The organism is Metabacillus indicus, assembly GCF_046603695.1.
Classification (GTDB): Bacteria; Bacillota; Bacilli; order Bacillales; family Bacillaceae; genus Bacillus_P; species Bacillus_P indicus.
The window spans coordinates 3,172,393-3,187,185 of record NZ_CP176757.1 but is presented as its reverse complement, the minus strand read 5'-3'; the positions used below and the strand labels follow the sequence as shown (position 1 = coordinate 3,187,185).

The 14,793-nt window shown below is 44.8% G+C and carries 17 protein-coding genes and 1 other annotated feature; of the genes, 15 read left to right on the top strand and 2 right to left on the bottom strand.

The window, feature by feature from the left end; translation table 11 throughout:
* Positions 1 to 45: 45 nt before the first annotated feature.
* Complete coding sequence (locus ACK1LH_RS16335) at positions 46 to 1,092, top strand: tetraprenyl-beta-curcumene synthase family protein (RefSeq protein WP_411335111.1); 1,047 nt, start codon at positions 46 to 48, stop codon at positions 1,090 to 1,092.
* A gap of 59 nt (positions 1,093 to 1,151) precedes the next feature.
* On the opposite strand, the gene ACK1LH_RS16330 is transcribed toward ACK1LH_RS16335, so the two are convergent.
* Together ACK1LH_RS16330 and ACK1LH_RS16325 are read right to left on the bottom strand one after the other, a co-directional pair.
* Positions 1,152 to 1,730, bottom strand: a complete 579-nt coding sequence (locus tag ACK1LH_RS16330; RefSeq protein WP_411333636.1) for a class I SAM-dependent methyltransferase — start codon at positions 1,728 to 1,730, stop codon at positions 1,152 to 1,154.
* Positions 1,727 to 2,692, bottom strand: a complete 966-nt coding sequence (locus ACK1LH_RS16325) for a TIGR01212 family radical SAM protein (protein WP_411335110.1) — start codon at positions 2,690 to 2,692, stop codon at positions 1,727 to 1,729. Before ACK1LH_RS16325 ends, ACK1LH_RS16330 begins: the two co-directional genes overlap by 4 nt.
* A 189-nt stretch (positions 2,693 to 2,881) precedes the next feature.
* Here ACK1LH_RS16325 and ACK1LH_RS16320 point away from each other — a divergent pair, with 189 nt between their 5' ends.
* The 14 genes from ACK1LH_RS16320 (at position 2,882) to ACK1LH_RS16255 (ending at position 14,789) form a co-directional block, all read left to right on the top strand.
* Positions 2,882 to 3,145 carry a YtzC family protein gene (locus tag ACK1LH_RS16320; RefSeq protein WP_029278879.1) on the top strand — a complete coding sequence of 88 codons (264 nt, stop codon included), beginning with the start codon at positions 2,882 to 2,884 and terminating at the stop codon, positions 3,143 to 3,145.
* Between the two features lie 15 nt (positions 3,146 to 3,160).
* A complete protein-coding gene (locus tag ACK1LH_RS16315) occupies positions 3,161 to 3,322 on the top strand; it encodes a hypothetical protein (protein ID WP_029278881.1) in 162 nt (53 codons plus the stop codon).
* A 695-nt stretch (positions 3,323 to 4,017) separates the two neighbouring features.
* Entirely contained in the window at positions 4,018 to 4,407 is a 390-nt protein-coding gene (locus ACK1LH_RS16310; protein WP_029278882.1) for a GntR family transcriptional regulator, read from the top strand.
* The gene (locus tag ACK1LH_RS16305; RefSeq protein WP_029565867.1) at positions 4,400 to 5,278 is read left to right on the top strand and encodes an ATP-binding cassette domain-containing protein; all 879 of its coding nucleotides are present in this window, start codon (positions 4,400 to 4,402) and stop codon (positions 5,276 to 5,278) included. Before ACK1LH_RS16310 ends, ACK1LH_RS16305 begins: the two co-directional genes overlap by 8 nt.
* Positions 5,272 to 6,261, top strand: a complete 990-nt coding sequence (locus tag ACK1LH_RS16300; RefSeq protein WP_411333634.1) for a hypothetical protein — start codon at positions 5,272 to 5,274, stop codon at positions 6,259 to 6,261. The genes ACK1LH_RS16305 and ACK1LH_RS16300 overlap by 7 nt, the downstream gene beginning before the upstream one ends.
* Positions 6,262 to 6,272: 11 nt before the next feature.
* On the top strand, positions 6,273 to 6,971 hold the full coding sequence (locus tag ACK1LH_RS16295) for an ABC transporter ATP-binding protein (protein ID WP_411333633.1): 699 nt from the start codon (positions 6,273 to 6,275) through the stop codon (positions 6,969 to 6,971).
* Positions 6,961 to 8,295, top strand: a complete 1,335-nt coding sequence (locus tag ACK1LH_RS16290; RefSeq protein ID WP_411333631.1) for an ABC transporter permease — start codon at positions 6,961 to 6,963, stop codon at positions 8,293 to 8,295. Before ACK1LH_RS16295 ends, ACK1LH_RS16290 begins: the two co-directional genes overlap by 11 nt.
* 51 nt (positions 8,296 to 8,346) lie before the next feature.
* Positions 8,347 to 8,751 carry a hypothetical protein gene (locus tag ACK1LH_RS16285; RefSeq protein ID WP_411333630.1) on the top strand — a complete coding sequence of 135 codons (405 nt, stop codon included), beginning with the start codon at positions 8,347 to 8,349 and terminating at the stop codon, positions 8,749 to 8,751.
* Positions 8,752 to 8,906: 155 nt separating this feature from the next.
* Positions 8,907 to 10,094, top strand: coding sequence for an MDR family MFS transporter (locus ACK1LH_RS16280; RefSeq protein ID WP_411333628.1), 1,188 nt, complete (start codon positions 8,907 to 8,909; stop codon positions 10,092 to 10,094).
* A 335-nt stretch (positions 10,095 to 10,429) separates the two neighbouring features.
* A complete protein-coding gene (locus ACK1LH_RS16275; protein ID WP_369734562.1) occupies positions 10,430 to 10,753 on the top strand; it encodes a DUF4257 domain-containing protein in 324 nt (107 codons plus the stop codon).
* 152 nt (positions 10,754 to 10,905) lie between these two features.
* Positions 10,906 to 11,132 (top strand) — a binding site (T-box leader).
* Positions 11,133 to 11,229: 97 nt separating this feature from the next.
* Positions 11,230 to 13,644: a leucine--tRNA ligase gene (leuS, locus tag ACK1LH_RS16270; RefSeq protein ID WP_029278890.1), complete on the top strand. Its 2,415-nt coding sequence runs from the start codon at positions 11,230 to 11,232 to the stop codon at positions 13,642 to 13,644.
* 99 nt (positions 13,645 to 13,743) lie between these two features.
* On the top strand, positions 13,744 to 14,067 hold the full coding sequence (locus ACK1LH_RS16265; RefSeq protein ID WP_411333625.1) for a rhodanese-like domain-containing protein: 324 nt from the start codon (positions 13,744 to 13,746) through the stop codon (positions 14,065 to 14,067).
* Positions 14,068 to 14,366: 299 nt separating this feature from the next.
* Positions 14,367 to 14,606, top strand: a complete 240-nt coding sequence (locus ACK1LH_RS16260; RefSeq protein ID WP_282033136.1) for a DUF2553 family protein — start codon at positions 14,367 to 14,369, stop codon at positions 14,604 to 14,606.
* Positions 14,607 to 14,789 carry a sporulation protein Cse60 gene (locus tag ACK1LH_RS16255; RefSeq protein WP_029278896.1) on the top strand — a complete coding sequence of 61 codons (183 nt, stop codon included), beginning with the start codon at positions 14,607 to 14,609 and terminating at the stop codon, positions 14,787 to 14,789. It abuts the gene before it with no gap.
* Positions 14,790 to 14,793: the final 4 nt, after the last annotated feature.

The window sequence follows — 14,793 nt, the reverse complement described above, 5'->3', positions numbered from 1 at the left end:
GAGGTGATTTTCTTGAAGGCAATTCCTGAGCACCCGCTTTTGCTTATGGCAAAAATTTATAAAGACATCTTTCCGTCTGTTCATTTCCATCTGAACACGTGGAAAGAAAAAGCGGAACAGATCCCGAATACTGAGCTTAGAACCCAGGCCCTTGCAAGCATCAGCACGAAGACCTTTCATTGTGAAGGAGGCGGCATCTACGGGCTCCTGTCAGGAGACTGCAGGCACGACTGCGTGGAGTTCATTGTCGCCTATCAGACAATCAGCGATTATCTCGATAACCTTTGCGACAGAAGCACGTCTCTTAATCCGGAAGACTTTGCGTTGCTTCATGAATCGATGACTGACGCTCTTACAGCCGGCGCCCCTCTTAAAAATTACTATGCATACAGGACCGACCAGGATGACGGCGGATATTTGCATGAGCTCGTGAAAACGTGCCAGCGAATTTTGTCAGGTCTAGATAACTATCCATACATTGCGGATTATCTGATTGAACTTGCCCGCTACTATTGCGACCTGCAGGTACATAAGCACGTAACAGTGAACGAGCGCATACCAAGGCTTGAAACTTGGTTTGAAACACACAGGCAGGAGCTTCCTGACATGCAGTGGTATGAATTTTCTGCGTGTGCAGGCTCTACATTGGGCATCTTTTGCCTTGTCTCCTATGCCTTCAGAAAAGACTTCAGCAAGTCAGAAGCTGCCCGCATCAGAAACAGCTACTTCCCCTATGTTCAGGGACTGCATATCCTTCTCGATTACCTGATTGACCAGGAAGAAGACAGAATCGGCGGCGACCTGAATTTCTGCAATTATTACTCAGACGAACGGGAAATGATGGGCCGTCTCCAGCACTTCGTCGTTCAGGCAGAAACCAATTTGAACGGCATTCCCCACGAAAACTTTCATAAACTGATTCACCGGGGACTTCTTGGCGTGTATCTCTCAGATGAAAAAGTTACAGCCAGAAAAGATCTCGGCAGACTTGCCAGGCAGCTGATCAAGCTTGGCGGAAAAACATCATCGTTTTTCTACTGGAACGGAAGAGCTTACAGGGCATTTCAAAAGCTGTCAGCAAGAAGTTCGTAATGAAAAAACGGGCCTGAAACCCAACTGGTTTCAAGGCCCGTTTTCTGTTTTCAGCACGATTATGCCTTCATCTTCTCAATTGCCACAATAAAAGGAGCGTCGTTTTTCTGATTCATGAACTGATATTTAAGGACATGTGCCTCTTTTTGAGGAATCTTTTGCACAAAGTCCAAAACGGCATCTCTTTCTGCTTTTCCTTCTTCGTGGCCATGGTAAATGACAAGAATCATGATTCCGCCTTTTTTCAGGACGGAAAGCAGCTGCTCAACAGCCTTCAGTGTAAAATCCGGTCTAGTCACAATCGATTTGTCGCCACCTGGAAGATATCCGAGGTTGAATATGGCTCCGGCCGCTTTTCCATGCCATTTTTCAGGGATAAAATCAGCCAGGTTTTCGTGACTCTCTTTAAAAAGAGTCACCCTGTCAGCGTATCCTGCCTGTAAAATCCGTTCTGAAGTGGCGCGGACTGCTTCTTCCTGTATGTCAAAGCCGTACACGTGACCTGATTCTCCAACAAGCTCTGCGAGGAAAACTGTATCATGCCCATTGCCTATTGTAGCGTCAACGGCGATGTCGCCTTCTGCTGCGGCTTTGGATAAAAGTGTTTTTGCAAATGTGAGAACCCGTTCGAGTGTCATAATTGTCCTGCCTTTTCTGTCTTGTGAAATTTTCCCTGCCAGCTGTTTCTTCTCTTTAATTCCGCATCGATTGAATTCAGCACATCCCATTTGTTTACGCTCCACATCGGCCCGATCATCAGGTCAATCGGCCCGTCGCCTGTTATGCGGTGCACAATCATTTCCGGGGGAAGAATTTCAAGCTGGTCACATACTAATGCCACATAATCCTCTTTTGTAAGAAATTCAAGCTTCCCTTTTTCATACTGCTTAACCATAGGCGTGCCTTTCAGCAAATGCAGAAGGTGGATTTTAATCCCCTGCACATCAAGTTTTGCTGCGGCACGGGCTGTTTCCATCATCATTTCATTTGTTTCAAGCGGCAAGCCGTTAATAATGTGTGTACAGACTCTTATGTTATGCTTGCGCAGCTTTTCAACACCTTCAGCGTAGCAGGCAAAATCATGTGCCCGGTTAATTAGCAGGGCCGTGCGTTCATGAACGGTCTGAAGTCCGAGCTCAACCCAAAGATACGTGCGCTCATTTAATTCTGCCAGATATTCAACCACATCATCAGGCAGGCAGTCAGGCCGGGTCGCGATAGAGAGGCCGACAACACCGTCAAGAGCAAGAACAGATTCAAACTTTTCCCTCAGAACTTCAACAGGAGCATGCGTATTTGTAAAAGCCTGAAAATAAGCCATATACTTTCCGTCTTTCCACTTTTCGTGCATTTTATCTTTAATTTCATAAAATTGCGTGACAAGATCTTCTTTGCGGTTTCCGGCAAAATCGCCAGAACCTGCTGCGCTGCAGAACGTACACCCTCCAAAAGCTGCCGTCCCGTCTCTGTTCGGACAGTCAAATCCCCCGTCCAGAGCCACTTTAAACACCTTATGTCCAAAATGATTCCGCAAGTGGTAATTCCACGTATGATACCTTTTATCGTCTGCTGCATATAGAAAAGGGTTTTTCTCTTTCAGCGGAAAAACCTCCTTTTTGTAAAAAAATTTTCAACAAGCCATCAGAGCATTTTATCACGGGGCAGACTCTTATGACAAACATGCACAGCCGGATTTACCAATTGTTTTTCAGTAAAAGGAACAGGCTCTAGGCAAACAATATGAGTAATGGAGCACAATGCTTCATTTTACAATAGGAGGTCTGCAGCCATGGCAACAAGACAATCTGTTACTGAATGTCTCGATAATTGCTCAAATACGTATGATTTCGCCCAAAGCCAGTATACAGAAGGCAGAAAGCAGGAGCATTACAACGATACAGAATACTCTAAAGCGCAGCAAATGCTTGAAGATGCAGTAAATGAGTGCAATGCATTGTCTCTGAGCGCAAACGATCAGCAAAAAGAACAGCTGTACAGAATGCGCATCCAGCTTCAGCAGCTTCAAAATGAAATGATTCTGCTTGATCACTAGGAGGATGAAGTCTGTATGAAAAAACGCTCAAAACAGCAAAACCCCGAACAGAAAACAAGAAACGGCATCAACAATACCGACACCGAATTCGGCCAGGAATTTGATCCGGTAAAAGAGTCCAAGAAAAAATATGAAAAACAGGGACAGAAAGTGAAATCGAAACAGCGTCCTGAATAATGAATGACCGCTTCCGGGTTTGGGAGCGGTTTTTTAGGTGTTTTTTAGAAGGTGCTGGAGGTTTGGTGTCATCAAAAAAGGAAATCTGCGTTTTGATGGTTCTGATCTCTGAGATAAGTGCCATCAAAAGAGGAAATCTGCGTTTTGATGGTTCTGATCTCTGAGATAAGTGCCATCAAAAAAGGGATAGTGCGTGTTGGTGGTTCAGAACTCCGAGATAAGTGCCATCAAAAAAGGGATAGTGCGTGTTGATGGTTCTGAACTCCGAGATAAGTGCCATCAAAAGAGGGAATCTGCGTGTTGATGGATCTGAACTCCGAGATAAGTGCCATCAAAAGAGGTAATCTGCGTGTTGGTGGTTCAGAACTCCGAGATAAGTGCCATCAAAAAAGGAAATCTGCGTGTTGGTGGTTCAGAACTCCGAGATAAGTGCCATCAAAAAAGGAAATCTGCGTGTTGGTGGTTCTGAACTCCGAGATAAGTGCCATCAAAAGAGGAAATCTACGTGTTGATGGCACCGAACCCCGGTAATAGTTCCATCAAAAGCGTTTTGATACCCCAAACACAAAAAACACTCCCAAAATTCCCCAACAATCCATTGACAATAATTACAAAAACAATTATTGTATTAAGTGTACTACCAAAACTAATACACGTAGTACAGAACCATTTCACGATAGGAAGAAGGGAGACCGATGATTCAAATTGACCCGCGCAGCTCAAAAGCGATATATGAACAGATCATTCAGCAGATGAAAGAGCTCTGTCTGAAAGGAATTCTTAAGCCCGGTGAAAAGCTCCCGTCTGTGCGCGAGCTTTCAACGATGATTATTGCAAACCCTAATACCGTAAGCAAAGCGTATAAAGAGCTTGAACGTGAAGGAATGATTGAAACGTTAAGGGGCAGGGGGACTTTTGTCTCCGAGAATGCCGGAGTAACGCTTGATGAAGGGAAGATGGAGATGATCAAAGAACAATTGAAGCCGCTGATTGTAGATGCCGTTTATGCGGGAATTGACATTGAAGTCATTCACAAATGGATTGAGGAAATCAGCAGAGAAATGAGAGGCGGAGACCATGCTTGAACTGAAAAATCTCTCAAAATCGCTCGATGGAGTGAGGGTGCTGGAGGACGTATCGCTGACAATTGAAAAAGGCGATATCTTTGGGCTTCTGGGCAGAAACGGCTCGGGTAAAACGACGCTTCTGCGGATTATTCAGCAGATTGTGCTGCCGGATGAGGGAGAGGTATTGTTTGAAAATGTCTCGATAAAGAAGCAGCCCCTGGCTAAAAGAAAGGTCATTTATGTACCTGTCCAAAACCCTTTTTATGATAGATATACATATAAAGAACTGTCAGGGATGCTGAAATCCCTGTATCCGGATTTTGATGTCACCTATGCGAACGAGCTGATGAACCGCTACGGAATACCGGAAACAAAAAAATACAGGGATTTATCAACGGGGCTGAAGAAACAGTTCGCTCTCATTATGGCCTTTGCTTCAAGACCTGCAGTCATTTTGCTTGATGAGCCGACTGACGGAATTGATGCTGTCACAAGAAGAGATCTCCTGCAGCTTATGGTGGATGAAGTGGGGGAAAGAGAAACCGCCATTCTGATTACCTCCCACAGGCTCGAGGATATTGAAAGGATTTGCAGCAAGATCGGTTTTCTGGATGGCCATACTCTGTCCAATGTGATGGACCTTGAATCGCTCCGGGAGGATTTTGTGAAAATACAGGCGGTATTTGAAGACGACCTGCATTTAAAAATCAGAGAAATGGGAGTTCCAATCCTTGAACACTCCGGTATTTTTTACACGATGCTTCTGGAAAAAAAGGATGAAGATAAGATGAAGCGGCTTCAATCTCTCGGTCCTAAAGTCTGGAATACGCTCCCGGTTAACTTAGAGGAAGTATTTATTGCAAAGTTTGGAGGGGACCGAAGATGGTAGTGCGTGCTTTATTTCTAAAAGAGTTAAGACAGATCAGAGTTCTGCTTGTCTTATTTTTTATTCTTAATGCCTTTTTTCTTCCTTATAGAATTTGGTCCGAACATTCGAGCTATTTAAATATGCTGAAGGATTATCCCGAGTTGTCGACTGATCCATTTACTTATCCCTTAGGAGACGATTTGCTCCTGATTTTATCCTCTGCTTTCCTGTTTTTCATCGCAATTGCACAAATGGGAACGGAGAGAGCCAGGGGGACAATGGATTATACACTCGGTCTGCCGTTTAAACGTTCAGAAATTTATCTTGTGAAATCTGCTTCTGTTCTTATTGCAATCCTGCTTTCGTCACTGATTTCCCTGGTGCTGTCAGGAATCTACGCAGAGACGGCAGGCGTGGCCCTGTCTGAACCGTTAATGGATTATTATTTGGAATTGTTTTTCTGCCTGGTGATGGTTTACAGCTTGACCTTTGCAGCGGGTTCTCTTACGGGAACGCCATTTGCGCAGGGGCTGACGGCTCTGAGCACCGGCTCGCTGCCGTTTCTGTTTACATTTGTTGTCTTTAACCATGTAGAAGGCCTTGGATTATACTCCTATGCAGAAATCGAGAATTTCATTAATGCGGGATGTCTCTTGACACCGTTTCTTCCAATGATGAGCTTGCCTTTTTTCAAGGAACTAACGGAGGGCATGCCCCTTTACTTTTTGATCCAGGCAGCAATGGGTGCATTATTCTTTGTGATTGGACTGTATTCATTCCTGCATCATCCGAATGAAAGGAACGGCAATTTCTTTTTATGGAAACAGCTTAATCTGCCTATTCTGATCTTGGTGCTGCTGCTTGGGGTGCTTGGATTCAGTTCAATGGGATACCGAATGTATGATCAAGGCATAACAGGATTTGTAACCGGAGGCGCTGCCGGGGCAGCCGTAAGTCTGCTACTGGGCTACTTCCTCATATATAAAAAAACAAAGCATTCCTAGGAGAGGAAATCATGATAAAAGTTGATGGATTAAGTCATTCGTTCAAGGTTGGAAAAAAAGGAAATGAAAAAGAAATACCTGTTTTGAAAAATGTATCGCTTGCCATTCAAAAAGGGGAAATCGCTTCGATCGTTGGCAGGAGCGGTTCGGGGAAATCAACGCTTCTTAATTTAGTTTCAGGCTATATTGCCCCAACTGACGGGAAAATTACTGTCGGCGGCACAGAGGTGACCGGGTTCAGTGAAAAAGAATGGGCAGCCTTCAGGCTTGATACGTTTGGCTTCATTTTTCAAAGTTTTCAGCTCATCCCGAGTCTGACGACGTTTGAAAACATTGAACTGCCATTAACATTGAAGGGCGTTCCTTCCTCTGAAAGAAAAACGAAGGTAACCGAAATGCTTGACAGAATCGGCCTTGAAAATCATTCAGGCCATTATCCGAATGAGCTTTCAGGGGGACAGCAGCAGCGCGTTGGAATTGGACGGGCGCTGATTACAAATCCTGAAATCATTCTGGCTGATGAACCGACAGGAAGCCTGGACAGTGAGACGGAAAAAGAAATTCTTGACCTCATCAAAGAGCTGAACACAGAAAAAGGCATCACGTTCTTCATTATTACCCACGATGAAGAAGTAGCGGCATTCAGCGACAGAAAATTTGTGCTGCAGGACGGCGTACTGAAGGAAGAGGGTGTTCCTGTTGAAATTTAGAGATCAGCTGGGCCTTGTCAGAAGAAATATGAAGAAAAACAGGATGAGGGTTTTCATGACCGTGCTTGCGACTACCATCGGCTGTGCGTTTCTGATTGTACTTGCATCTGTAGGTTTCGGGATGCAAAAAAGCATGCAGGAAGAGCTTTTAACTGCTCAAAAGCTGAATGAAATTCAAATCAGCGGGAAGGAAACGGACGCGGGCTTTGAGCAGGGGAATGATCAACAAATTAAAGAACTCGAGGATACAAAGAATGTGGCAGCAGTCGTCAGAAGGTCGTATGCTACCCAGACAGGACAAACGGCTGCAAAGCTCGGTGACAGAACATCCGATTTCGCACCTTTGCTGCTTACAAGTATGGAAAATGAATTTAAGGCAAATTTGAAGCTTGATTCAGGAAAAGCACCGGAAAATGACCGGGAAGTCATCGTCGGCCATCATTTTGCTACTTCGCTTCTGACGGATGCGGAGAGAAAGAAGCGCGATGAACAGGCTCAGAATTCAGAGACAGCTGCAGAAGAACCGGAAGGCTATCAGGGTGAATTGATCGGTAAAGAGATTGTCCTGACACAGACCGAGCAGATTGACGGCAAATCGGAAACGAAAAGCTGGACGTTTACAATCTCCGGTATTACAAAAGCTCCTGCAAAGGATTATTTACAGGATGCCACCGTCTACATCAGTGATGATTGGAAAGAAGACATGCAGGCCTTTGCCGCAAAAGCTGATGGTGCAGATGAAATTGAGACGCAGGATTATAATGAAATCAAGGTTTATACGTCAAGTGTTGAAGATGTGAAAGGCGTGACAGATTCCTTAAAGGATAAAGGATACTTAGTGTACTCCATAACAGAAGAGCTTGAAAACATGAACTTATTCTTTAATGCCTTTAAAGCAGGACTGATTTTTGTAGGAACTGTAGCCGTTCTGATTGCATCGATCGGTATTTTTAATACGATGACGATGGCTGTAACAGAACGTACACAGGAAATCGGGATTATGAAGGCAATCGGGGCTCAGCCTGGCGTGATCCGCAGAATCTTTCTTCTTGAGAGTGCGTTTATCGGCCTGCTCGGAGCATTGCTCGGTGTGATTATTGCCTACGCCGTCAGCTTTGCGGCAAACTTTGCCATTCCGCTCGTGCTTGGAGCCGTTTCTGAGGGAAGCATGGAAGGTGTGGACTTTACGTTCTCCTACATTCCTCTCAGTCTTGTCCTGATTGCGGGCGGCATCAGTCTCGGAGTGGCCTTGATTTCAGGATTGCGTCCGGCCGTGAAGGCGACGAATATCAATGTTCTCTCCGCGCTCAGACGAGAGCTTTAAAGGCATTCAATGCCTGCTGTTTGCAAATTATGACCTGCGGAGGGATGGCATTTGAAAAGCTGGTTTGTCAATTTGATGATCGCATTGCTTTTGGTGATTTTATTTGTTCTGCCTGTAAGAGGTATGTTCAGCAGTGCAATCACCATTACGATTACAAATCAATCGGAACATCAGCTGGATGAAATGGAGATCAGCTATTTTTATAATGAGGAAAAAATTTTGATTCCGTCATTGGAACCGAAAGAAACCTATCAGCTGAAAATCACGCCGAGCGAAAAGTTCAGTGAAAGTTCTATTAACCTTTTTTACAGAGACAAAAACGGAAAACAGCTTGAGGAAACGATTGTCGGCTATTTTGAAAAAGGATATCAGGGTTCTGCAGAAGTGACAGCACTGAGCATGCAATCCAGTGGTGAAATTATATTTGAAACAGAAGAAGATCTGTCTTTGTATTAACAATGTTGCAAGCATCCAGGCACGGCAAATCAGTCCGGTATTTCCCGGTTGCAATCTCCAGATAAAAGGACTACAATCTTCTATGGATTTAAAAAAACGCGAAGGCAGCTCTTGCCTTCGTGCTTTTTTGTGAGTTTTTTAAGGAGGTTTTCGCGATGCCGCGTTCTTTATGGCTGCTTGTAACAGGAATGCTGATTAACGTAACAGGTTCTTCGTTTCTGTGGCCTTTAAATACAATTTACATTCATGATCATCTTGGTAAATCGCTGACAGTTGCCGGGATTGTCCTGATGCTGAATTCTGCCGCAAGTGTAGCGGGCAACCTGATCGGCGGGGTTCTTTTTGACCGGTACGGGGGCTACCGTTCCATCTTGAGCGGGATTGTGCTTACGTTCACAGCTATTTTAGGTCTTGTTTTCTTTAATGACTGGCCTTGGTATATTGTCTTTTTGACGCTCGTCGGGTTTGGCTCCGGAATTGTGTTTCCATCTATGTATGCACTTGCCGGAACGGTTTGGCCTGAGGGAGGGCGAAAAGCGTTTAACGCGATTTATGTTTCTCAAAATGCGGGAGTTGCGATTGGGGCTGCGCTTGGCGGACTGATTGCGGGGTATTCATTTCAGCTGATCTTTATTGCAAATGCAGCACTGTATGCTGTTTTTTTCTTGCTGGCATGTTTCGGTTATCGAAAGATTGCGTCTGCTCCATCTGCCCAATCGTCCCTTTTGCAGGAATCATCCAAGCTGCAGAACCGCGATAAATTTACAGCACTGATCATTCTTTGCTCCGGCTATTTGCTGTGCTGGGTCGCGTATGTTCAGTGGCAGTCAACGATTGCCGCCCACACACAGGAGCTGAACATCCCGCTTACTCAGTACAGCTTGATCTGGACGGTAAACGGGGCGTTGATTGTTTTCGGCCAGCCGCTTGTGAATACATTTGTAAAATATGCTGCCAAATCAATTAAAAAGCAGATGATGATCGGCTTTTGCATCTTTATTTTCTCCTTTGTCATGGTCTCCTTTGCCGGTGACTTCAGCGGATTTATGACAGCTATGATCATATTAACAATTGGAGAAATGCTCGTATGGCCGGCGGTTCCGACCATTGCCAATGATCTTGCTCCAAAAGGCCGTGAAGGATTTTATCAGGGCTTCGTCAACAGTACAGCTACAGGCGGAAGAATGATCGGTCCGCTGCTTGGAGGCGTACTGGTTGATCTTTATGGCATGAGCATGCTGTTTGCTGTTCTGATTGGATTGCTGTTTATCGCCATGTTCACGACATCCGTTTACGATAAGAAAATCAAAGAGAAGCATCCTGCACCCGCAGTGAGTGCGTGATAACAGATGGCACACCTTTTAAATGGTGTGCTTTTTTCGGTCAAATGGACAAGTATTTGGAAGAGTGAGGAAAATAAAGAGGCGTACTCTCCAGAAATGCATGGTACTAATCACTTAGGCGCCGGACCGAAAAAGTGTTCGGTCTAGTGAAATAGTACGAATGAAAGTTTACTGAAAATTCCTTCTATTTAATCAAGATTGTTCCAACGGTATTCACATATAATGGAAGTAAAACAAGCTTCTGGTTTTATTGATTTGTACAAGCAAAGAGAAGCAATATATCTTGTACCTGAAGTCGCGTGCCGAATTTATTACGGCTTTAGGAAGGTGATCTTATGCTGCAGACTGTACTTGTAGCGTCATTGATTGGGGGGTTAATGGGACTGCTTGGACATGTTAAAAAGAAAGGAAGGATGGAAAAGCCAAGAATGACCAAGCGTTTTATCTACCTCGGTTTCTGGGAGGATATCGCAATGGGCACGACCGCATCGATCCTGCTCGTTTTATCTACAGAACCTTCATCCTCATTTCAGCTTGTCGTGCTTTCTATTATCGCTGGTTACAGCGGGGAGGCCGTACTTCGGAGTTTTGACTTTGTCAGACAGCAGCAGGACAGCATTGAACAGCCTGTAAAAGACAATGAGCGCCAAGCGAAATAATCTCCAAATCATCTCACACCTTATCTCTCAACAGCCTACACTTCTATTAAAAAGCATGATTTTCCCGCATTCCTGCCCATTTCATAAGTTTTTACAGCGAACAGCTTGCAACCGTGGTTTAAATTCTATAAAATACATGTATAACTTTATGATTTTGAACGGTGATAAGGATTAGTAACAGACTGCGGATGCTCAGAGAATTGACGGACGGTGAGAGTCAATCATCCAATGCCTGCGAACTCGCCTTTGAGTTACGGATGCGAACTGCAGGGCAGCCTGCACGGTAATGTCTGTCGTGATCCACGTTACGGATATCAAGTGAGTGCCGTATGGCGCTAAATTGGGTGGTACCGCGGGAAATAAACCTCTCGTCCCTTTCAGGGACGGGAGGTTTTTTCTGTTTTTTCCGTTTAACAATCCAAAACCCGTTCAAACTGAATTAGTAGAAACAGCGCACCAATCAGAGGAGGATAATGATGAATTACAAGCACGAAAAAATCGAGAAGAAATGGCAGAACTACTGGCTTGAAAATAAGACGTTCAAAACAACGGAAGATGCCGGCAAGCCTAAATTTTACGCACTTGACATGTTTCCGTATCCATCAGGAGCGGGACTGCATGTAGGACATCCGGAAGGTTTTACGGCAACTGATATTCTTTCCCGCGTAAAACGCATGCAGGGATATAACGTCCTTCATCCGATGGGATGGGATGCATTCGGTCTTCCTGCTGAGCAGTACGCGCTTGATACTGGGAATGACCCTGCAGAGTTTACAGCCAAAAACATTGATACGTTCCGCCGTCAGATTCAAAGCCTCGGATTTTCATATGACTGGGACCGTGAAATTAATACGACAGATCCTGAATACTACAAGTGGACACAATGGATTTTCCTTCAGTTATATAAAAAAGGTCTTGCTTATGTTGATGAGGTAGCGGTCAACTGGTGTCCTGCACTTGGAACCGTCCTTGCAAATGAAGAAATCATCGACGGAAAGAGCGAGCGCGGAGGCCATCCTGTTGAACGCCGCCCGATGAAACAATGGATGCTGAAAATCACGGCATATGCAGACCGCTTAATTGAGGACCTTGAAGAAGTTGACTGGCCTGAGAGCATCAAGGAAATGCAGCGCAACTGGATCGGCCGTTCTGAAGGAGCGCACGTTCAGTTTACCGTTGACGGACATGAAGAATCCTTTACTGTTTTCACAACACGTCCGGATACGCTCTTTGGGGCGACGTATGCAGTCCTTGCTCCCGAGCATGCTTTAGTTGATAAAATTACAACAGAAGACCAAAAGGATGCTGTAGCAGCTTATCTTGATAAAGTAAAAAGCAAGAGTGATCTTGAACGGACAGATCTTGCGAAAGAAAAAACAGGAGTATTCACAGGTGCGTTTGCTGTTAACCCTGCAAACGGCGAAAAAATGCCGATCTGGATTGCAGACTACGTTCTTGTAAGCTACGGAACTGGCGCCATTATGGCTGTTCCTGCACACGACGAGCGAGACTATGAATTTGCAAAAATGTTCGACCTGCCGATCAAAGAGGTTGTTGAAGGCGGCAATGTTGAAAATGAAGCTTATACAGGCGACGGACAGCATGTGAACTCTGATTTCCTTAACGGCTTAAATAAAGAAGAAGCCATTGAAAACATGATTGCATGGCTTGAAACAAACAAAAAGGGCGAAAAGAAAACGACTTACCGTCTTCGTGACTGGCTGTTCTCCCGCCAGCGCTACTGGGGTGAGCCGATTCCGATTATTCATTGGGAAGACGGCACAATGTCAGCAGTACCTGAGGAAGAGCTTCCACTGACTCTGCCGAAAACGACAGAAATCCGTCCTTCTGGCACAGGTGAATCTCCGCTTGCCGTTATTGAAGAGTGGGTAAACGTAACAGACCCTGCAACAGGCAAAAAAGGCAGACGCGAGACAAACACAATGCCGCAATGGGCCGGCAGCTGCTGGTACTACCTGCGCTATATTGATCCAAAAAACGCTGAGCACCTTGCAGATCCTGAAAAAATTAAGCAGTGGCTGCCTGTTGACACATACATCGGCGGTGCGGAACATGCGGTTCTTCATTTGCTGTATGCGCGTTTCTGGCATAAAGTGCTGTATGATCTTGGCATTGTTCCTACAAAAGAGCCGTTCCAGAAATTGTTTAACCAGGGAATGATTCTTGGGGAAAACAACGAAAAAATGAGTAAATCCAAAGGCAATGTTGTCAATCCGGATGATATCGTTGCAAGCCACGGTGCAGATACGCTCCGCCTTTACGAAATGTTTATGGGACCTCTTGAGGCTTCTATCGCCTGGTCTGAAAAAGGACTTGACGGAGCCCGCCGTTTCCTTGACCGTGTATGGCGTCTGTTCGTAGAAGATAACGGAGCTCTTAATGCGAAAGTGACAGACAGCCCATCTGACAGCTTAGAGCGTGTGTATCATCAAACCGTTAAAAAAGTAACAGAGGATTACGAAGGATTGCGTTTCAACACAGCGATCTCCCAGCTGATGGTTTTCATTAATGAGGCGTATAAAGCAACAGTTCTTCCGAAGTCATATATGGAAGGCTTCGTTAAATTGCTTTCACCGGTAGCTCCTCACCTTGCAGAGGAATTATGGGAAAAGCTCGGCCACGAAGGAACAGTCTCCTATGAAACATGGCCTGCATACGACGAAGGCAAATTAGTTGAGGACGAAGTGGAAATCGTTGTTCAGGTAAACGGGAAAGTAAAAGCGAAACTCCACGTTCCAAAAGACGCAACACGCGAAGAAATGCAGGAGCTTGCTCTTTCAGATGTTGACGTGAAAGAACAGGTTGACGGAAAAACAATACGCAAAATCATTGCCGTTCCTGGAAAACTTGTAAATATTGTAGCGAACTAAGAAAAAGCAGGCCATAGCGCCTGCTTTTTTCATTGCCTCTGTGAAAGTGGTATGTCACACACAGGCTTTGGTATAATAAACCCATCTGAAACAGAAAGGATGATTTCAATGAGAGAAATAACAACAGACGAATTACATAAAAAACTGAAAAGCGGAGAAACACTGAACCTTGTAGATGTGCGCGAGGAGGATGAAGTAGAAGAAGGAATGATTCCTGAAGCAAAACATATCCGCATGGGAGAAATTCCTGAAAAACTTGATCAATTTGATAAGGACAAAGAATATATCATCATCTGCCGGTCAGGCGGTCGCAGCGGCAACGTCTGCTCCTACATGGAGGACAAAGGCTACAAAGTGACGAACATGGCGGGCGGCATGCTTGACTGGAAAGGCGACACAAAACGCAAAAGTGAATTGGCATAATTCCATTTCCCTGCTTCGGCAGGGTTTTTTGTACTTTTTGACGGTATTGGCTCCAGTCAATCGCAGATTGCACGCTATAACCAGGTTCCGAATTCTGAATAACAGGTCTAACAATCCAAATCATGCCTTTAACAATCCAAAACAATGTCCTAACAATCCGATTTACAGGTCTAACAATCCAAAACAGGAGTCTAACAGTCCAAATCAGCTAATCACGCTAATCTCTCCTCCACAAAAATGAGAACGCTATCATAAACAACATCCCTTAAAAATACACTTCAACTAAGGAGGGATGTGATATGTCTGACTATCACAAGCTTGATGTAACGGATCGCGTTGTCGCAAAGCTGCACGGGGAATTTATGGAGCTGTACATCGGAAAGGAGTATATCGGGAAGCTTGTCATAACTTCCGGTGGACGGGAATATGAATTAGTAAATGGATTCATGATGGAAGAGGACAGGTTTTACCGCATGTATGAACGGAACTGCGAGCTTCAGCAGCAATATGCGGAAGGCTGTGATATGGGATGGTGCTAAATGTACAAGGTGGCCGTTTTTGATAAAGAGCATGAAAAAGACCTGGAGAAGGCGATCAATCAATTCCTGAAGTCGATTTCAGATGAGCAGCTTGTTGACATTAAATACAATGTGTCGGCAGCCTGCGATCAGAACGGGGAACAGCTTTATTGTTTTTCAGCCCTCATTTTATACAGAACCTAAAAAG